We start from the raw sequence: 20159 nt of genomic DNA, 5'->3' as shown, positions 1-20159 counted from the left end.
GAGAAAGCGCATGCGGAAACGCGAACGACGAGGAGGAACGATACAATGCTCGGTTTGTGGCATACGTTCATAGAGACGCCCCGACTGAAGCTGAAGCTTCAGTTCAAGGTGGCGAAGAAGGCGGCATACGCGCTCGACATGGCGATGGAGCCGTTCCCGCTGCCGGTCCGGTTCGACCGGGTCGAGGTCGACGGAGCTACGCTGCGGGCGAGCGGCGGCGCGTACTGGAGACCGGGCGAGACCGCCAGCGTGGAGCTGCGCTTCGGCGCGGACACGTTCGAGGGCAGCCTGACGCTGCCGCTGTTCGGCACGTTCCCGCTGAGCGGCGCGCGCGGACGCGGCCCGTCGCTGTATGGCTCGCTGGCGGCGGAGGTCGCGCCGCTTCGCCGGGCGGACGTGCGGCCGCGCAGCGAGGCCGACATCGCCGCCGAGGTCGAGGCGCTGCTCGCCAAGCTGTCGCTCGCGGACAAGGTCGGCCAGATGAGCCAGTGCATGGCCTCGAACTTCTCCTTCGGCGCCGCGGTCGAGTCCGACCCGCCGGAGCAGCTCGTCGCCGAAGGCCGCGCGGGCTCCGTGCTCGGCGCCTTCGACGTGAGCCGCGTGTTCGAGCTGCAGCGGATCGCCGTCGAGCAGTCGCCGCACGGCATCCCGCTGCTGTTCAACAACGACATCATCCACGGCGCCCAGACGATCTTCCCCGTGCCGCTCGCCTGGGCGTGCAGCTGGGACCTGGATGCGATCCGCGAGGCGAGCGCCATCGCGGCCCGCGAAGCCACCGTATCGGGCATCGTGTACAATCACGGCCCGATGGTCGATATCTCGCGCGACCCGCGCTGGGGTCGCGTCGTCGAGGGCGCCGGCGAAGACCCGTACCTCGGCGCGCTGATCGCCAGGGCGCAGGTCGAGGGCTTCCAGGGCGGCGCCGACGGGACGGGCTCGCTGCACGACACGGATACGATCGTCGCCTGCCTCAAGCACTTCATCGGCTACGGCGCCGCCGAGGGCGGGCGCGACTACAACACGGTCGACATCTCCGAGGCGACGCTGCGCAATGTGTACCTGCCGACGTTCGCAGCCGGCATCGAGGCGGGCGCCGGCTCGGTCATGAACGCCTTTAACATTTACCAAGGCGTGCCGGTCGCGGCGAGCGTGCCGCTGCTGAAGCATCTGCTGCGCGACGAGCTGGGCTTCGACGGCGTGCTCATCTCCGACTACGGCGCCGTGGACGAGATCGTCCAGCACGGCCATGCGCGCGACGCGCAGGAAGCCGCCAAGAAGGCGGTCGACGCGACGATGGACATCGAGATGGTGACGCGCGCATACGACCATATCCCGCAGCTCGTCGCGGACGGCCGCTTGAAGGAGACGCAGATCGACGACGCCGTGCGCCGCATCCTCACGCTCAAGTACAAGCTCGGCCTGATGGACGACCCGTATCGCTACGTTCGGCCGGAGCTGGAGGCGGAGCTGCACTTCAGCGCGCCGCATCTCGCGGCGAGCCGCGCGCTGGCGGCCAAGTCGATCGTGCTGCTCAAGAACGACGGCTTGCTGCCGCTAGGCGGGCTGGATGGCGCGGGTGTGTCGGCAGCGCGGATGGCGGAGGCAGCGGACGGCACGGCGGAGGAGGCAGCCGTCGGCGCGGCGGAGGCGGCGGACAGCGCGGCGGACGAGGCTGGCGTGTCGGTCGCGGGTGCGACCGCGGAGGCTCGCGGTGCAGATGCTGCGGCAGCTGCGCCGACCCAAGCCGGATCGGCGGGCGGATCGGCAGCCGGGACGGCTCTGCCGGCCGAAGTCGCTCGGCGCTGCGGCCCCCGCGGCGACGGCAAGCTCGCGCTCATCGGTCCGTTCGCGGACAGCAAGGATCTGCTCGGGCCGTGGCAGTTCTCCCGCTTCGGGCACGAGACGGCGACCCTGTACGAGGGCCTCGAAGCTGCGGGCTATAGCGCGGACCGCTTGCTGTACGCCCAGGGCTGCGGCGTGAACGCGCCGATCGAGGGCGGCATCGAGGCCGCTCTGGCGCAGGCCGAGCAGGCGGATGTCGTCGTGCTCGCGCTCGGCGAAGACAGCGGCATGTCCGGCGAGGCCGCCTCGCGCATGCGCATCTCGCTGCCTGCGCCGCAGCTCCAACTGGCGGACGCAGTCGTCCGCACAGGCAAGCCGGTCGTCCTTGTGCTAACGAACGGCCGCCCGCTCGACCTGACCTGGTTCGAGGGGCATGCGAGCGCCATCCTCGAGACCTGGTTCCTCGGCTCGCAGGCGGGCCATGCGATCGCGGACGTGCTGACCGGCGCATACAATCCGTCGGGGCGGCTTGCGATGAGCTTTCCGCTGCACGAGGGACAGGTGCCGGTGTACTACAACCACTTCCGCACGGGCAGGCCGGTGACCGCGACCAACGCGGGCGAGAAATTCATCTCCAAGTACCTGGACGGCCCCAACGAGCCGTTGTATCCGTTCGGCTACGGGCTTGGCTACTCGCAGTTCGAGTACGGCGAGCTGCGGCTCGACCGGGAGACGCTGACGCCGGGCGCCAAGCTGACGGCGCGCGTGACCGTGACCAACGTTGCCGGTCCTTCGGGCGAGGAGACGGTGCAGCTGTACGTCCAGGACGTATGCGGCAGCATCGTGCGCCCGGTCAAAGAGCTGAAGGGCTTCGCCAAAGCTGTGCTGGCCCCCGGCGAGAGTCAAGAGATCGCCTTCGAGATTGGCGAGGCCGACCTGGCCTTCTGGTCGCCGACCGGCGGCTACGGCACCGAGCCCGGCGAGTTCCGCGTCATGGTCGGCCCCAACAGCCGCGATCTCAAGACCGCTTCGTTCGAGCTGCTGGAGCGCGCAGCCGGCGAATAACGGCCCCAGCGACCGCTATCGCTCGCATCACCGGGTTCCCGCCAGTAACTAACGGCCATAACGACCGCTATCGCTCGCGCAATCGGGTTCCCGCCAGTAACTGACGGCTTTACTGACCGCTATCGTACGTATAATCGGGCTCCCGCCGAGCCAATAGCGGAATAAATTTCCGCTATCGCGCGCAGCCCGGGCTCCTGCCGAGCCGATAGCGGAACAAACTTCCGCTATCGCGCGCAGCCCCGGTCCCTGCCGAGCCAATAGCGGATCAAACTTCCGCTATCGCCCGCGGCCCCGGCTTCTGCCGAGCCGATAGCGGAACAAACTTCCGCTATCGCGCGCAGTCCCGGCTCCTGCCGAGCCAATAGCGGAACAAATTTCCGCTATCGCCCGTAGCCCCGGTTCCCGCCGAGCCAATAGCGGAACAAACTTCCGCTATCGCGCGCAGCCCCGGCCCCCGCCGGGCCAATAGCGGAACAAACTTCCACTATCGCGCGCAGCCCCGGCCCCTGCCGAGCCAATAGCGGAACAAATTTCCGCTATCGCCCGCGGCCCCGGCCCCCGCCGGGCCGATAGCGGAACAAATTTCCGCTATCGCCCGCAGCCCCGGTTCCTGCCGAGCCAATAGCGGAATAAATTTCCGCTATTGTCCGCAATCCGGGCTCCTGCCGATCCAATAGCGGAATAAATTTCCGCTATTGTCCGCAGTCCCGGCTCCTGCCGAGCCAATAGCGGAACAAACTTCCGCTATCGCGCGCAGCCCCGGCCCCCGCCGAGCCAATAGCGGAACAAACTTCCGCTATCGCCCGCGGCCTGGCCCTATCGCCCGCAGCCCAGTCGCTATCGCCCCCGGCCCCCGGCCCCCGCGACCGAACGCTGTCGCCCGTCGGGTGCTACTTTCACACCATCACCACCTTCACGACCAATTTTACTCAACACAGGAGGGATTCACGCATGAGCGAGACACGCAACATCGAAGCGCTGATCGCGCAGATGACGCTGGAGGAGAAGGCGAGTCTGTGCTCGGGCGCAGATACTTGGCACACACGGGGCATCGAGCGCCTCGGCATTCCGTCCATCATGGTGACCGACGGCCCGCACGGCCTGCGCAAGCAGCAGGCGTCGGCCGACATTCTCGGCATGTTCAACAGCGTGCCCGCAACCTGCTTCCCGTCCGCGGCGGGTGTCGCCAGCTCATGGAACCGCGAGCTCATCCGCCGCATGGGCGAAGCGCTCGGCCGCGAATGCCAGGCGGAGGACGTCGCCGTGCTGCTCGGGCCGGGCGCCAACATCAAGCGCTCCCCGCTGTGCGGACGCAACTTCGAATACTTTTCCGAAGACCCGTACCTGTCGTCCGAGATGGCGGCGCACCACATCATGGGCGTGCAGAGCCAGGGCGTCGGCAGCTCGCTCAAGCACTTCGCGGCCAACAACCAGGAGCACCGCCGCATGACGAGCGACTCCGTCGTCGACGAGCGCACCCTGCGCGAGATCTACCTCGCGAGCTTCGAGGGCGCCGTCAAGCAGGCCCAGCCGTGGACAGTCATGTGCGCGTACAACAAGGTCAACGGCGAATATGCGTCGGAAAACGAGCGGCTGCTGACCGATATTTTGAAGGAAGAATGGGGCCACGAGGGATTCGTCGTCTCGGATTGGGGTGCGGTCGACGAGCGGGCCCGGGGGCTGGCCGCCGGACTCGAGCTGGAAATGCCGGCGAGCCTCGGCGAAGGCGAGCGCAAGATCATAGCCGCCGTCAAGGACGGCACGCTGCCCGAAGCCAAGCTCGACGCGGCCGTCGCGCGCCTGCTGCGCATCGTCTTCAAGGCCGCCGACGCGCGCCGCCCCGGCGCATCCTACGACGCCGAGGCGCATCACCGGCTCGCGCGCGAGGTCGCCCGCGAGAGCATGGTGCTGCTGAAAAACGAGGACGGCATCCTGCCCCTCGCCAAGACCGGCAAGCTCGCCATCATCGGCGCAATGGCCAAGACGCCGCGCTACCAAGGCGCCGGCAGCTCGCAGATCAATCCCACGCGCCTCGACGACATCTACGAGGAGCTCGCTGCTTCGGCGGGCGCGGGCACTGCGCTTGCTTATGCCCAAGGCTATGCGCTCGATGCCGAGACGCCGGACGAGGCGTTGACCGCCGAGGCAGTGAGCGCGGCGGCCGCGGCCGATGTCGCGGTACTGTTCGCGGGCTTGCCGAAGCGCTACGAATCCGAAGGCTTCGACCGCACGCACCTGCGGATGCCGGCCAACCAGGTCGCGCTCATCGCAGCAGTCGCAGCGGTGCAGCCGAACCTGGTCGTCGTGCTCAGCAACGGCGCGCCGGTCGAGATGCCATGGCTCGGCGACGCCAAGGGCGTGCTCGAGGCTTATCTGGGCGGTCAGGCGCTCGGCGGCGCGATCGCCGACCTGCTGTTCGGCGACGCCAACCCGTCGGGCCGGCTCGCCGAGACGTTCCCGGCGCGGCTCGAGGACAATCCGTCTTACCTGTTCTTCCCCGGCGAGGGCGACCGCGTCGAGTACCGCGAAGGCATCTTCGTCGGCTACCGCTACTACGACAAAAAGCGGATCGAGCCGCTGTTCCCGTTCGGTCACGGCCTCAGCTACACGACGTTCGCCTATTCGGAGCTCACATTCGACCGCCAGTCGCTGAGCGACAAGGAGACGCTGACCGTATCCGCCGTCGTCACCAACACGGGCGACCGCGCCGGCCAGGAAGTCGTACAGCTGTATGTGCGCGATGCCCACAGCAGCGTTATCCGGCCGGACCAGGAGCTCAAGGGATTCGCCAAGCTCGCGCTGGCGCCCAGCGAATCGCAGACCGTGACGTTCGAGCTGGACAAGCGCAGCTTCGCCTACTACGACGCCGACGCTGGCGAGTGGACGGTCGAGTCCGGCGACTTCGAGATTCTGATCGGCCGTTCTTCGCGGGACATCGCGCTGTCCGGCTCCGTGGCGGTCACGTCGACCGCCGTGCGCAGCGCGGCTTTCCATCGCAACTCGACCTTGTCGGAGCTGGAGCGGACCGAGGCGGGCGCGGCGTTCGTGAAGCAGCTGATCGCGGCGCTGCCGTTCGCCTCGGCGCTTGAGTCCGAGCACGCCGAGATGCTCAAGGCGTTTATGGCGCATATGCCGCTGCGCGGGCTGCTCTCCTTCAGCGGCGGCAAGTTCACCGAGGAGGCGCTGACGGCGACGCTGCGCAGCATGAACGGAGAGGAGGCGCCGCGATGACCGCGCCAGCATATCTGTACCCGCAGCCGCTGCGGTACGCGGCGACGGGCGGCAGCTCGCCCGCGCCGGCGCGCTTCGAGCTGCTGACAATAGACGCCGCTGCCGCGCATCTCGCCGAGGCGGCCGGCGCGGCCGAGCGGCTCGCCGCCGCGCTGGCGCTCCCTGCGGCAACGCACCCGCCCGCGGCGGCAGCACACCCCGCGCCGCCGGATGCGCCCGCGGCAACGCACCCGCCTGCAGCGGCAGCACACCCCGCGCCGCCGGATGCGCCCGCGGCGTCCGCGCGTATCGCTCACGACCCAGCGCTGCACCCGCAGGGCTACGAGCTGGCGTGGGACGCGGAGGGCTTGCGCCTGTCCGCCTCCACCGCCCAAGGCTTGCACTATGCGCTGCTCACCGCGGCCCAGATGATCGACGGCCAGCGCGAGTCGGGCGAGTGGGCGCACTGCGTCGTGGAGGACGCGCCTGAATTTCCCGTGCGCGGCGTCATGCTCGACATCGGCCGGGGCAAGATTCCGAAGATGGAGACGCTTTACGCCCTCATCGATCTGCTGTCCGGCCTCAAGTTCAACCACTTGCAGCTTTATATGGAAGGCTTCGCCTTCGACTACGCGAAGTATGCCGAGCACTTCCCGGATGCGACGCCTGTGACGGCCGCCGAATACCGGGCGCTGGACGCCTACGCGGCCGCCCGCTTCATCGACCTCGTGCCGAACCAGAACTGCCTCGGCCATATGGGGCCGTGGCTGGCGAAGCCGGCGTTCCGCGAGCTGGCCGAGCATCCGGACGGCATGCCTGCGCCGCCGCCGCTGCCGTTCAAGCTGCCGCCGCTGACGCTGAACCCGGCTGACCCGCGGTCCGTGGCGCTCGCGCGGGATCTGTTCGATGAGCTGCTGCCGAACTTCCGCTCCGAATACGCGAACATCAGCCTCGACGAGCCGTTCGGGCTCGGCACGGGCGCCAGCAAGGCGCGGGCCGACGAGATCGGCATCGGCCGCCTTTATGTGGATTATGCGAAGCAGATGATCGACATCGTGCGCCGACACGGCAAGCAGACGCTGATGTGGGGGGATGTGCTCGCGCACTACCCGGAGGCGGCCCAGGCGCTGCCGGACGACGTCATCGTGCTGCACTGGAACTACGACGCGCCGGTGCCGTACGAGCCGCATTGCCGCAGGCTGCAGGAGAGCGGCATTCCTTACTACGTATGTCCGGGCACCAGCTCCTGGTCCTCGCTCGCGGGACGGACGGACAATATGCTCGCCAACATCGCCGACGCCGCGCGGAACGGCAAGCGATACGGCGCCGGCGGGCTGCTCGTCTGCGACTGGGGCGACGGCGGGCACTGGCAGGCGCTCGCGATCAGCTACCCCGCCTATGCCTACGCGGCGGGAGCCGCCTGGCAGCCCGACGTTAACCTGGAGGCGCAGGCTCCGATGGCGCAGCACGTCTCCCGCCGGATGCTGCGCGACCGCAGCGGCCGCGCCGGGGATTTCCTGCTCGAGCTGGGCCGCTACTATCATCTGGAGCGCAGCTCGGCGGAGAATATGACCTATACGAACTATGTGCTGAACGGCGGCTTGAAGACACGCGAGGAGCTGGAGCGGCAGCTCGCGGTGACGGTCGAGATTCAGCGGCTCATGGGCGGCAGCGGCACGCCGTTCGTGCTCGACTACCGCTACGCGGAGCTCGCGGACTGGCTTGCCGAGCGCCGGGAAGAGCTGGCGCGGCTCGAGCTGACCGGACCGGACGCCGAGATTACGATCGCCGAGCTTGCCAACACGCTGCGCCTGATCGAGCAGGGTGCGGGACTGCACCGGCTTATTTTCAAGCAGGAGCTTCCGGACGCGGAGGCCGAGCGGGCCTGGACCGCGCATCTGCAGTCGGAGCTGTCGGCGGCGCTCGCGGAGTTCGAGCGTCTGTGGCTGCTGCGCAATCGCGCAGGCGGACTCGCCGAGAGTGTCGGCGCGCTGCGCAAGCTGCACGGGCAGTACGAGGAGCGGCTGCAGGACGTCAGACACTAGGGACCGCAGGATCGGGCAGACGTGTGCGTGCCGCTTCGTTCAATGCCATAACGTGTGCGTGCCCCTTCGTTCTATGCCATAATAAGCGTATTCATACAATACGCCGCCGGCGGGGCCTGGTCCCTGCGGTCGAGAGGATGAGAGCGCATGCGCGTCATTCCCGTTTCCAGAAGCAAGCAGTGGTTCGCCTGGTTTGCGGCATCCTGGCTCGTCACGACGCTGCTGCTGTGGCTAGTCCGATTTACCGTCTTGGGGCAGTCTTGGACTGGCGTTCACGCTTTTCGTTTCTGCCTGATCGCCCTCGTCGTGAGCGCGGTCGCCGCGCTATCCGGCTGGCTTGGAGCGAGATGGCTCGCGCTGTCGATTCAGGCAGGCAATCTGATCGGCTTGCTCTGTATGGCGCTCGTCGTGTCGCGCGATCGGACAGGGTGGGAGGATCTGGCGAGTCTGCTCGTCTATATGGAGCTGCTCGCGCTCGGACTGGCGGTGGGCCTATTGCTTGAACTATTGGGGTTCATCATGACAAAAACGGGACACAAGCGGCCATAAAGCCGAAGTTGCGCAGCTCGTCGTGAGCGTGAGTTTTCCGTGCAAGTCAGCGCCCTCCACAAAAAAAAGGTTACCTTCGCCCATGCTGTCCGAAGCCTGGGAGTCGAAGGTAGCCTTTTTTCTAGCCAATTTCCGTCTTCTATTATTTGAAATAAGAGGTCTGGAGCGGAACGAACACGGATCCGCCGTCGGAAGCTTCCGCGTGTACGTACAGGGAGTTCGCTCCCCCGATATCGACCTCAACCGTCATTAACCCGTCGCTCATGGCGATCGGCGTCGTCTTCAGCTCGACATCCGTGTCGCTGTCTTGAACGGTGAACTCCTTGATGTCTTTGCCGATGGCGGCGACCTGCAGGTACAGCTTCTGGTACTTCTTCTTCGGATAGAGCATGAACGAGGCGCTGCGGCTGCCGCTTAAGTTGTTCAGATACACGTCCTTGTAGTCCTTGCCGTCGTATACCGTCTTGGCCGGGTCCTTCGTCCGCAGATCGCCGCTGAAGCCGTTCACGATCGAGACGCCCTCGACCTGCTCGCCGAGCTGGATGACGCCCTTGGCGTCAATATTTACCGCAATCCCGAGCGCATCCGAGACGGAGCGGATCGGCAGATAAGTCGTATTATTGTAAGTAATGGGCGCCAGCGTGCCGCCGTTGCCGTTTTGCAGCTGGAACGGGGTGCCGTTGACCTTGAAGCTAAGGCCGGAGTTCAGATAAGCCTTGATAGGCGTGAGATTCGAGGCGGCGTACGCGCCTGCGCCCATGCTGGCGACCATGGACAGCCCGATGACGGCTGCGGTCAGCTTTTTCTTCATTGCTACATCACGCTCCCACAGTGGATGATTGAAGATACACCCGTTTAGTATAGAAATTGCTGGAAGGCACGCGCAAGGAATTCGGCGTAATTGATTCCAAAGCCCTTCGCATGGACGTAGACTGCATATCCGGCGACCCGGTTGGCATACTACTTTTGGCATGTATCCGCATAAAAGGGGAGAATACCAATTGAATCTGGGCACCCACGAGGCGCTTGAGCTGAACGAACTGCTGATGAGCTGCACGAACTCGATTCAATCGATGGCGCTGTTCCTGAATCAGGTCCAGGATGCCGAGCTGCGGGAGATCATCTCCCGCCAGTATCAGGTCCACATCCAGGATTACAATATGAAGGTCGAATTTGCGACAAAAATGACCGGCTCCACCGAGCGGCTGGAAGTACCGGGGTTATCGATGACGGCTCTGCTACCGGTGGCGGCGCCTCCGTATCCGTCCATCGAGCCGAAGGTGAAGCTCGCCGAGCTGGACGACCGGGCGATCGCCACCTCCTACCTGCTGACGCTCAAGCGCGCGGGCCGTGAATACGCTTGGGCCGCGTTCGAGTGCGGGACGCCGCAGCTGCGCGCGTTTCTGGAGGATGCGTTCCGCATGTGCTCGCATCAGGCGCACGAGGTATGGTCGTATATGGGCCGCAAAGGCTGGTATCCGATCAGCGCCGCGCCGAGCAATCTGCTGCAGACGATGGGGCAGATTTACCGGGAGGTGCCGCATCATCAGCCGATGAGCGTGTATCAATAGAAAACGGCTTCCGAGCATCCGGAAGCCGTACAGCCGGTGCGAGCGATCGCGCCGGTTTTTTCGCATTCGGTTTTATGATCCCGCGGCCGCCGCCGAAGGCGCCGGACCCGGTGACGGCCGCCGCGGAGCGGCCGGTCTCCCCTTGTACAGCGAGACGACCGTCCCCGACAATTGCGCGGTGGCCGCTCGCGCGCCCCGCCTTCAGTCAAGCTCCTTCAGCCGCAACCGGCCCTCTAGAGGCCGGTCTCGAACAGGGGCGCGAACGCTGTCCAATATGCCCCGCCGAGGTACAGCTCCAGCGCCAGCAGCAGCAGGCCCGCCCAGATCAGCGGCTTGTCGTGGAGCATGTGGGCGAGCAAAATGCACAGCACGACCGGCGCGAGCAGCAGCAGGGCGACGGGTACATACAATCCGGTCAGGAGCAGCAGCCCGGCGGCCAGCTCCGTTACCTTTACGAGCGGATACAAGTATCCGGCGTTCACGAGATCGCCCGTCGCCCGCGCGTTGACGGGCATGAAGGGGCGCTTGCCAGCCAGCACGAACAATCCGTTGACGGCGCCGGCGACGAATACGAGTCCGAGCAGCAGGCGGACGATGTGGACCGATATTTCATACATGTGCGGGGACCTCCGTTCGACTGTGTTGCGATCCTGCTGTCCATAAATTAGCATGATCGCCGGCCCGGCGAACAGTATACGATCGTATACATCAGTTCCCCGCCGCGAACCCCATTCTGCGTCCCGCATTGTCGGTCATCCATTCCCGGCTCCGCCCCTTGGACAAGTCGGACTTCATGCCCGCGACCAGCCGCTCCCAATCCGCCTCGCCGGTCTGATGCAGCTCGAGCGCGGCGGAGACGTACAGCTCGGCGAGCTGTGCGAAGGTGAAGCCTTCCGTCAGCGAGGCGATCCGGGCGATCCCCGCCTCATCCGTCAGCCGTCCCGCTCCCTTGTAGGTCAGGTAAGCGAGCCGCAGCGGTTCGGTCGGCAGCTTCACCTCGTAGGCGCGGTCGAAGCGCCCGGCACGGTTCATGAGCGCGGGATCGATCTTCTCCGGATAGTTCGTCGTCCCGATGAGGAAGATGCCTTCCCGCGACGTTGCCCCGTCGAGCGTATTGAGGAAGTACGAGCGGCACGACTCGGGCATCGAGTCGATGTCCTCGACGACGAGCACCATCGGCGCGAGCTTCATGGCGGCGTCGAACACCTGCTGGATCGACTCGCTGCCGGTGAATTCGGTGATCTGCCAGTAGGCGACCGGCGCGTTCACGGTGGCGGAGATCGACTTGACGAGCGTCGTCTTGCCGTTGCCCGGCTTGCCGTACAGCAGGATGCCCCGTTTGTAAGGGACGTCGTACGTCTGGTAGAAGCTGCGGTCGTCCGCGAAGAACGTATCCACCGATCGGTAAATTTGCGATTTGAGCGTCTCGTCCATGAACACGCCCGCCCGGTCGACCGGGCGCTCCGCCGTCTCGCGGCTGCGCTCGAGCCCGTCCTTCGTATCCGTGAATACGATCAGCTGCCGGTCCGCCAGCTGCCGCTCGCGCATTTCCGTCAGGAAGCGATCGAGATGCGCATCGCTCTCCGCGAAGATCAGATCCTCGTAGTCCATTCCGTAACGGCCAAGCCTCGGTATGCGGGCGAAGGCGACACGATGGGCCGTATAGACGAACAAGTTGTTGCGGACGGACATGCGAATGTCGTGTGCGCCGCCGGACGGGCGGCTTTGGTCGCGGTCCTGGCCGCGTCCTGCGCCATCCGCAGGGTCGGACGCGTATTTGAAGTTCCGCGTCTCGACGAGGTCGAACAGGCTGGCCGCGTGCTTCACGCCCGCATACCCGCTGCGGATGTCGTCCGCAAGGCTGTCCCAGGCGTCGTTGCTATATTCTTGATAATAGAGATGGAACTCGCAGCCGTAGCGCTCGCAGAGCCAATCCGCGATGCGCCGCACGGCCGCGGTGTAGTCGAAGTAAGCCTGCATGCCTACCGATTCGGCCGAATAGTCGGCTCGCCGGATGAGGAAGGGACGCTGCGCCTTTTGAGTGATTGCTGTCATCTGTGATTTATACTCCTTTGACGGTTGCGAGCGGCCGGCATTTGGCGACGACGGCCGCCAGGCCCGCGCCCGCAACGCTTTCTATGATTTGGTCTACATCTTTGTAAGCCTGCGGCGATTCGTCGATGATCGCTTCGAGCGCGCGATGGTTGACGACGACCTCGTCCTCCTGGCCGACGCGCAGCGATGCCGCGAATTCGTCCACGGTCACGAGCTGCTTGGTCGCATTGCGCGAGCGCACCCGGCCCGCGCCGTGACAGATCGAGTGATAGTTGCGTTCCCCGGACGGCAAGCCGACCATCAGGTAGGAGGACGTCCCCATCGATCCGGGGATGAGCGCCGGGTGCCCGGTCTCCATATAAGGCTCGGGATTGTCCGGATGGCCCGGCGGGAGGGAGCGGGTCGCACCCTTGCGGTGTACGAACAGCGCTTCTTCGCCGTGCCGTTCCGCCAGCGCATAGTTGTGCATCAGATCGTACAGCGTCCGCGTCTCCGCCTGCGCGCCGAGCGTCTCGCGCAGCGCGTCGCGCACTGCATAGGCGAGCAGATGGCGGTTCGCGACGGCGAAGTTGAGCGCGGCGTACATCAGGTTGACGTACGTGGCGCCGGCCTCGCTGTCCAGCGGCGCGAACGCAAGCTTCGGGTCCGCCGTGCCGAGGCCGAGCCTGTGCATCGTCTTGACGACCTCGGAGCCGCAGTGCTGATTGACGGCGCCGCCCCACGAGCGCGAGCCCGAGTGAATCATGACGATGACCTGGCCGTCGCGCAGCCCCCAGCGTTCGCCGATCGCCCGGTTGCCTTCGTCCAGCGTGACAGCCTGCAGCTCGACGAAGTGATTGCCGCCGCCGAGCGTGCCGAGCTGGCGATGGGCCCGGTGCCACAGATGCTCGGGAATCCGGTTCAGTGCCTCCTCGTCGTAGCGGAAGCGTGCATGCTCCACATGCGTGAGCGAGGTCGCCCGGCGCGGCGTATAGGCGTCCGGCACATATTTCCCCGGCAGCCCGTGCAGCCCTTTGATCAGCACATCCTCCAGCCGAATGTCGGAGAAATGTCCGCGCGCGTGATTTTCCGTCGGAATACGCTTCTCGATCGCCTTGACCAGCTTGCGCCGCAGCTTGACGTCCTTCAGGTCGTCCGCGTCCAGGTTCGTCAGATGCACCCGCATGCCGCAGCCGATATCGCTGCCGACGATCGTCGGAGAGACGAAGCCTTCGTCCGCTCCCCAGACGGCCGTCGTACCGATGCAGGTGCCGACCCCGACATGGGCGTCCGGCGTGTAGCTCATATAGCGGATGTTCGGGATTTGCAGATTGTTGTTCGCCATCTCGAGCGGCTTGGCGCCCATGGCGCGGAACAGTGCGTCCCCGGCGTATACATGCAGATCGCCCGCGGGCAGATCGATGCGCCGGTAATAAGTTTCGTTCATATTCATCGCAGTTTCTTTAACCTCTTATCGTTTTAATTTTCCGAAATACAAAAAAAGAGGACCACAAGCCGATTCGCTCGCAGTCCCCGGATACGTCAAACTATGCCGGATTCATTGCCCTCTTCCCCTGCGGGATCGAGCATTATCCGGGTCTGTCTCCTGGAGCGGCCCGTAGAGGCCGGCGGACATCGAGCGGCATATTCAGTTGCGTCCGTGCGTCGTAGCGGCGGGGGAGTCGAATAGCGGTCATGTCGGCCGGCCTCCTTTCTGATGAGATAATGGCTATATTAAGCGAGATAGCCAAACCCTGTCAACCATTTCGATGAAAAAAGTTGATGAGTGCGATTAGAAACGGTTATCAGATTAAAAGTCGATAAATATAATCTTTCATCCATAAAAAATACAATAAATATACATAATTAAATTACGACGTTATATTGAAATTAACAACAAAAGGAGTGAATAAATCATGGCAAGCGTAACCGGACTGGAAGGCATCGTGGCGGCGGAGACCGGGATCGGGCACGTCGACGGCGAGCGGGGACATCTTGTATACAGGGGTTATTGGGCAAAGGACCTGGCGATGAGTCGGGGTTTCGAGGAGACGGCGCATCTGCTCTGGTACGGCCGGCTCCCGGATGACCGCGAGCTGTCGGCGTTGAAGGAGCGCCTGGCCGCGAAGCGCGTCCTGCCGGAGACGCTGCGCCGCCTGCTCGACGCGCTGCCCCCGGCGCTGCCGATGATGGGCGTGCTGCAGGCGGCGACGGCTGCGCTCGCCGATGGGGCCGAGCCTGCCTGGCCGCCTCGGGCGGACCAGGCGGAGCGCGTCGCCGCACTCGTCCCGAGCATCGTCGCTTATCGGCATCGCCGCCTCGGGGGACTGGCGCCCATCGAGCCGGACGCGGCGCTGGATCACGCCGCGAACTACCTGTACATGCTGACCGGCCGGCAGCCGGAGCCGGATCACGCCACGGCGCTGACCGCCTATCTGATCCTCGGCATGGAGCACGGCATGAACGCATCCACCTTCGCGGGCCGGGTCGCGCTGTCGACCCAGGCCGGCCTGTATCCCGCCGTCAGCGCGGCGATCGGCACGATGGGCGGCCCGCTGCACGGCGGCGCGCCGGGTGAGGTCATCGCCATGCTGGAGGAGATCGGTACGCAGGAGCGCGCCGAGCCCTGGCTGCGCGCGGTGCTGGAGCGCGGCGGCCGGCTGATGGGCTTCGGCCATCGCATCTACAAGACCGTCGACCCGCGGGCCGAGGCGCTGCGCGCGGTGACGCGCGGTCTGACCGGCGACGATCCGGCGTTCGCGCTCGCCCTGCATGTAGAGGAGACGGCGACGCGGCTGCTCGCCGAGTACAAACCGGGGCGGCGGCTGCATACGAACGTCGAGTTTTTCGCCGCCGCCATCATGAAGGCGATCGCGCTGCCGACGGCGCTGTTCACGCCGACATTCACGGCTGCGCGCGTCGTCGGCTGGACGGCGCATATGCTCGAGCAGGCCGGTCACAACCGCATCTTCCGGCCGCAATCCGCATACGTCGGCGCCATGCCGGCCGAGCAGCCCGCGTCGATCGGCTGACGGGCCGCGCCTTAAGCCGGCGGTGCGGGCCGCATACGCCAAATGCTGCCGGGCACATCCGCCGCGCCGAACCGGGCGCGGCGGGCTGGTCCGCGATCGCACCGATGTGGTGCTAAGGCGCGTCCCGCGCCGAGCCGTGCGCGGCCGACTAGCCCGCGATCGCACCAGTATGGTGCTATGGAGCGCCCCACCGTCGAACCGGGCTGACAGACTACGCTTCAGGGTATAAAATGGATAGGAAATGGAATATAAAAAATTTGCGTCGATTAGGAGCGTGATAAGCTTGGCCAAAGTAGAACGAAATTCTTATGGCAAAGAAATCATCGTGCATGACAACCCGGTGTCGCGTTTTTTATTCTCCAGTTCTCGCTCCGCCTGGATCTGGCTGATCGTGCGTGTATACGTCGGCTATGAGTGGTTGAGCGCGGGATGGGGGAAGCTCGGGGAATCCGCGTGGACCGGGGACAAAGCCGGAGCGGCTCTGACAGGCTTCGTCAAAGGCGCAATCGCGAAGTCCGATCCTGCGGCGGAGCATGCCGACGTCACCGGCTGGTACGCCAACTTTTTGGAACATACGGTACTCCCGCACGCGAAGGTATTCTCCTACATCGTCGTTTGGGGCGAGATCCTGGTCGGAATCGGGCTGATACTGGGACTGCTGACGGGCATCGCGGCCTTCTTCGGCGGCATCATGAACGTCAGTTACTTGTTCGCAGGCACCTTGAGCACCAATCCGCTGCTGTTCGTCCTCGCTACCTGGCTGGTGCTGGCCTGGAAGGTCGCGGGCTGGTACGGGCTCGACCGCTGGGCGCTTCCGCTGCTTGGCACGCCATGGGAGCGACGGCGGCGCTCATCCTGACGCCGTCTTGACGCAGCAGCCGACGGCGCCGTTATTTGGCGTCTCAGCTAGCTGCCTGGCCCCGGGCCATCCTATATCGCGTTAGACCGGCAGCCTCGCGCGCGCGAGGCTGCCGCTGCTTTTTCAAGAAGGAATGTCCGCCAACAGCGCGAATACTAGGAGTGATCACAGCCTTCTGAGGAGGAACATGTTGGTGAACCCCTCTTGGTTACAGACAGCCTCGGTCGTATGTGCCGTCATCCTCGCCGCGGTCGCGATATTCCAGCTCATGTTGTACGCCGGCATGCCCTACGGGGAATACGGCTGGGGAGGCCGCCATGCAGGCGTACTCCCGCACAGGCTGCGCAGATGGAGCCTGCTCTCGGCATTTCTGCTGCTCGCGATGGGTTTCGTCTATCTGCTTCATGCCGGGACGGTCGCCATTGACAGCTCGTTCGCATGGACGAGCGTATTATGCTGGGTTATTACTGCTTTTCTGGGGCTTAACATGCTCGGCAATCTGGCTTCCCGCAGTCCGAAGGAGAAGCGTGCGATGACGCCGCTCTCCGGTGCAGCTTTTATATTGGGATTGTTGATCTCTGCGTACGGTGCCTCTTGAGGCAATTTTGGAGAAAAGGGAGCAGGTTGCGATGAAATTCAAGACGATAGTCGAGCTGGGCGGCAAGAAGGCCACGGGTATCGAGGTGCCGGCGGAGGCGGTCGAATCGCTGGGTGCAGGCAAAAAGCCCGCCGTATACGTAACGATCGGCGCCCATACATATCGCAGCACGGTGGCCGTAATGGGCGGGCGCTACATGCTTCCGCTTAGCGCGGACAACCGCGAGGCGGCAGGCGTCGCTGCGGGCGACGAGATCGAGGTCGAGCTGAAGCCCGACACCGATCCGCGCGAGGTGGCGGTGCCCGACGATCTGGCCGCCGCGCTGGCTGGGGCGCCGGAGGCGCAGGTTTTTTTCAGCGGCCTCTCGTACAGCAACAAGAGCCGCATCGTGCTCTCCGTCGAGGGCGCCAAGACCGAGGACACGCGCCGCCGGCGCATCGACAAGGCGGTGCAGGCGCTGAGCGAAGGCAAGGTCGTGTAGGCCAACCGGCTAACGCAGCCGCCAAGGTCCAACGCCAAGGCTCAATGCCAAGGTCTAACGCCAAGGCCGCTTCGGCCCGCGAGATAGCCGATAGAATCGGCTAGCCTTTAAGGCCGCTCGGCCCGCGAGATAGCCGGTAGAATCGGCTAACACAGCCTTTAAGGCCGCTCGGCCCGCGAGATAGCCGATAGAATCGGCTAACACAGCCTTTAAGGCCGCTCGGTCCGCGAGATAGCCGGTAGAATCGGCTAACGCAGCCTTTAAGGCCGCTCGGTCCGCGAGATAGCCGATAGAATCGGCTAACGCAGCCTTTTAGGCCGCTTCGGCCCGCGAGATAGCCGATAGAATCGGCTAACACAGCCTTTAAGGCCGCTCGACCCGCGAGATAGCCGGTAGAATCGGCTAACGCAGCCTTTACGGCTGCTCGACCCGCGAGATAGCCGATAGAATCGGCTAACGCAGCCGCCAAGGCCGCTCGGCCCGCGAGCTAGCCGACAGAACCGGCTATCTCTCTCGCGCCCAGGCCGCCGCCGAGCCCATCCGGCCCCGCGCGCATGCAAAAAGGACCGCCCCAACGTTCAACGTGGGCGGTCCTTTTTGCATCAGAACGTCGTGCTGCCGTCGTACGAGGCGATGACGCGGTACAGCTCCGGCCGGCGGTCGCGGAAGATGCCCCATTCGATCCGCTGGATCTCAAGCTGGTCGAGATCGAACTCGGCGGTCAGCACCGTTTCCTCCGTACGACCCGCTTCCTCGATCATGTTGCCCTGCGGGCCTGCAATGAACGAGGAGCCGTAGAAGTCGATGGACGAATCCTCGTCCTCCTCGCGGCCGATGCGGTTCGAGGCGATGACCGGCATCAGGTTGGAGGCAGCGTGGCCTCTCATGCACATCTGCCAGTGATCCTTGGAGTCGATCGAGCCGTCCTGCGGCTCCGAGCCGATCGCCGTCGGGTAGAACAGCAGCTCCGCGCCCATGAGCGCCATGCAGCGCGCAGCCTCGGGGTACCATTGGTCCCAGCAGACGCCGACGCCGATCTTGGCGTACCGGGTGTTCCATACTTTGAAGCCGGTGTCGCCGGGGTTGAAGTAGAACTTCTCCTCGTAGCCGGGACCGTCCGGAATGTGACTTTTGCGATAGTGGCCGAGAATCTCTCCGTCCGCATCGATGACCGCGAGCGAGTTGTAGCGGGCGTAGTTTTTTTTCTCGTAAAAGCTGATCGGCAGCACGACCTGCAGCTCCTTGGCGACCGCTTTGAAGTGGTTCACGGCTTTGTTGCGCTCGAGCTCGGTCGCGTAGACGTAGTAGTCCGACTTCTCCTTCTGGCAGAAGTACGGCGTCTCGAACAGCTCCTGCAGCAGGATGATCTGCGCGCCTTGCGCCGCGGCTTCGCGTACGAGCTTGTCCGCCTTGGCGATGTTCTCGTCGATGTCGCAGGAGCAGCTCATCTGGGTAGCCGCGACTTTGACCTTTCTCACGGGGATAGCCTCCTTCAGTGTGTGTGGATTCGAGCATACCGGTGACAGCAATCATTAGTTGTGAAGATGCATCTAATCGAGCAGCATAGGGCGGGGTTGGCGCGGATAAGTGCCAAAGTGCAGTTAATTTGCGGGAAAGGCGCCGTAAGGCAGCGAAACCGGTGAATTAGCTGCCGTTCGGCATTTATCGGGCGCGCGGAGCGGGCGGCGAATCGAATGAGTTATTTTGGAGTAATTATCCGAACGCCACCCGCGTCTCCGCAGCCGCTTCTCAGCCTCGCGCCGGCATCTGCTGGGTCGTGCAGTGGACGTTGCCGCCCTCCTTGATGATCGCCATGCCGTCTACCGTGCGGATGCGGCGGTCGGGGAACGTCTCGGCCAGGATGCGCGCAGCCTCGCGGTCCGTCTCCTCCGCGGCGCCGCCGAAGACCGGCAGGATGATGCCGCCGTTGACGAAGTAGAAGTTCAGGTAGCTCAGCGTGAGCCGGCTCTCCTCGAACGTCGCCAGCGGCGGCTGCGGGAGCTCGACGATCTCGAGCCGCCGTCCCTTGGCATCGGTCGCCTCGCGCAGTATGCGCAGATTTTCCTGCGTGATCGCATAGTTCTCGTCTTCCGGATCGTTGCACACTTGAATGATGACCTTGCCCGGTGCCGCGAAGCAGGCGATGTTGTCCACATGCCCGTCCGTCTCGTCGCCGGCGAGGCCGCGGCTCAGCCAGATGATCTTGTCGATGCCGACGTACTGGCGCAGCAGCTCCGCGATCTGCTCGCGGCCGAGCTCGGGATTGCGGTTGACGTTGAGCAGGCACTCCTCGGTCGTCAGCAGCGTGCCTTCGCCGTCGACGTGGATCGAACCGCCCTCCATGACGACGGGCGCGTCGAACCGGCGCACGTCCATACGTTCGAGAATTTGCGGCGCGACCGCGTCGTCGAGATCCCAGGGCGCATACTTGCCGCCCCAGGCGTTGAACCGCCAGTTCACGCCGGCCAGTCCGCCGTCCGGACCGACGAGGAACGTCGGACCGTTGTCCCGCAGCCAGGCATCGCTGTGTTCGATCGGGATCAGCTCGATGTTCGGCGCGTCCAGATGCTGCTTGGCGAGCGCCAGATCGTCCGGATTCACCAACACGCCGACCGGCTCGAATTCGGCGATCGCCCGCACGACCTGTGCGTAGCCGCTGCACACGAATTCATGGTCGTCGGGATACACCATGGAGTCCCGCACGGGCCAGGACATGAAGGTGCGTTCGTGCCGCGCCCATTCGGCGGGCATTTTATATTGGAGGTCTCGTGGGTACAAGAAGGATCAGCTCGCTTTGCTATTGGGATGAAGCGGATACCGCTTAAGTTCTTCATCATCATATACGAATCGGGCCGCGATCTCAACGCATCCGTACGTACGCCGCCCCCGACTTGTTTACGCCGGCTGCCGTTGAGGTAAATCGTTGGAAGGAC

15 protein-coding genes are annotated in these 20159 nt (G+C 64.6%); 9 read left to right on the top strand and 6 right to left on the bottom strand.

What is annotated here, in order from left to right; genetic code table 11:
* Window positions 1-45 precede the first annotated feature (45 nt).
* From VQ071_RS16810 to VQ071_RS16795, 4 genes are all read left to right on the top strand, one after another.
* Window positions 46-2847, top strand: coding sequence for a glycoside hydrolase family 3 N-terminal domain-containing protein (locus VQ071_RS16810; protein ID WP_340515257.1), 2802 nt, complete (start codon window positions 46-48; stop codon window positions 2845-2847).
* A gap of 951 nt (window positions 2848-3798) precedes the next feature.
* Window positions 3799-6078: a beta-glucosidase family protein gene (locus VQ071_RS16805; protein ID WP_340515256.1), complete on the top strand. Its 2280-nt coding sequence runs from the start codon at window positions 3799-3801 to the stop codon at window positions 6076-6078.
* Complete coding sequence (locus VQ071_RS16800) at window positions 6075-8102, top strand: beta-N-acetylhexosaminidase (RefSeq protein WP_340515255.1); 2028 nt, start codon at window positions 6075-6077, stop codon at window positions 8100-8102. Before VQ071_RS16805 ends, VQ071_RS16800 begins: the two co-directional genes overlap by 4 nt.
* Before the next feature lie 147 nt (window positions 8103-8249).
* Entirely contained in the window at window positions 8250-8651 is a 402-nt protein-coding gene (locus VQ071_RS16795) for a hypothetical protein (protein WP_340515254.1), read from the top strand.
* A 142-nt stretch (window positions 8652-8793) separates the two neighbouring features.
* Here the strand turns inward: VQ071_RS16795 and VQ071_RS16790 are convergent, their stop codons facing one another.
* Window positions 8794-9462 (bottom strand): hypothetical protein, encoded by a 669-nt coding sequence (locus VQ071_RS16790; RefSeq protein WP_340515253.1) that lies wholly within the window; start codon window positions 9460-9462, stop codon window positions 8794-8796.
* 190 nt (window positions 9463-9652) lie between these two features.
* On the opposite strand from VQ071_RS16790, the gene VQ071_RS16785 reads away from it, so the two are divergent.
* Window positions 9653-10222: a spore coat protein gene (locus tag VQ071_RS16785; protein ID WP_340515252.1), complete on the top strand. Its 570-nt coding sequence runs from the start codon at window positions 9653-9655 to the stop codon at window positions 10220-10222.
* A gap of 233 nt (window positions 10223-10455) precedes the next feature.
* Here VQ071_RS16785 and VQ071_RS16780 read toward each other — a convergent pair whose 3' ends face one another.
* From VQ071_RS16780 to VQ071_RS16770, 3 genes are all read right to left on the bottom strand, one after another.
* The gene (locus tag VQ071_RS16780; protein ID WP_340515251.1) at window positions 10456-10839 is read right to left on the bottom strand and encodes a DoxX family membrane protein; all 384 of its coding nucleotides are present in this window, start codon (window positions 10837-10839) and stop codon (window positions 10456-10458) included.
* A gap of 91 nt (window positions 10840-10930) precedes the next feature.
* Window positions 10931-12277: an ATP-binding protein gene (locus tag VQ071_RS16775; RefSeq protein ID WP_340515250.1), complete on the bottom strand. Its 1347-nt coding sequence runs from the start codon at window positions 12275-12277 to the stop codon at window positions 10931-10933.
* A gap of 7 nt (window positions 12278-12284) precedes the next feature.
* Window positions 12285-13703: an RtcB family protein gene (locus VQ071_RS16770; protein ID WP_340515383.1), complete on the bottom strand. Its 1419-nt coding sequence runs from the start codon at window positions 13701-13703 to the stop codon at window positions 12285-12287.
* Window positions 13704-14172: 469 nt separating this feature from the next.
* Here VQ071_RS16770 and VQ071_RS16765 point away from each other — a divergent pair, with 469 nt between their 5' ends.
* The 4 genes from VQ071_RS16765 to VQ071_RS16750 all read left to right on the top strand — a co-directional run bounded on the left by VQ071_RS16765 (window position 14173) and on the right by VQ071_RS16750 (window position 17226).
* Window positions 14173-15288, top strand: coding sequence for a citrate synthase (locus VQ071_RS16765; RefSeq protein WP_340515249.1), 1116 nt, complete (start codon window positions 14173-14175; stop codon window positions 15286-15288).
* A gap of 283 nt (window positions 15289-15571) precedes the next feature.
* Entirely contained in the window at window positions 15572-16147 is a 576-nt protein-coding gene (locus tag VQ071_RS16760; protein WP_340515248.1) for a DoxX family protein, read from the top strand.
* 193 nt (window positions 16148-16340) lie between these two features.
* Entirely contained in the window at window positions 16341-16745 is a 405-nt protein-coding gene (locus VQ071_RS16755; protein WP_340515247.1) for a hypothetical protein, read from the top strand.
* Between the two features lie 31 nt (window positions 16746-16776).
* Window positions 16777-17226 (top strand): YdeI/OmpD-associated family protein, encoded by a 450-nt coding sequence (locus VQ071_RS16750; protein WP_340515246.1) that lies wholly within the window; start codon window positions 16777-16779, stop codon window positions 17224-17226.
* A 602-nt stretch (window positions 17227-17828) separates the two neighbouring features.
* Here the strand turns inward: VQ071_RS16750 and aguB are convergent.
* Together aguB and VQ071_RS16740 are read right to left on the bottom strand one after the other, a co-directional pair.
* On the bottom strand, window positions 17829-18704 hold the full coding sequence (gene aguB / locus VQ071_RS16745; protein WP_340515245.1) for an N-carbamoylputrescine amidase: 876 nt from the start codon (window positions 18702-18704) through the stop codon (window positions 17829-17831).
* Between the two features lie 271 nt (window positions 18705-18975).
* Window positions 18976-20004, bottom strand: coding sequence for an agmatine deiminase family protein (locus tag VQ071_RS16740; RefSeq protein ID WP_340515244.1), 1029 nt, complete (start codon window positions 20002-20004; stop codon window positions 18976-18978).
* Window positions 20005-20159 lie beyond the last annotated feature (155 nt).

The organism is Cohnella sp. 56 (assembly GCF_037963805.1).
Taxonomy (GTDB): Bacteria; Bacillota; Bacilli; order Paenibacillales; family Paenibacillaceae; genus Cohnella.
Note: the sequence above shows the minus strand (reverse complement) of the source record. Positions and strands in the feature narration are given on the sequence as shown.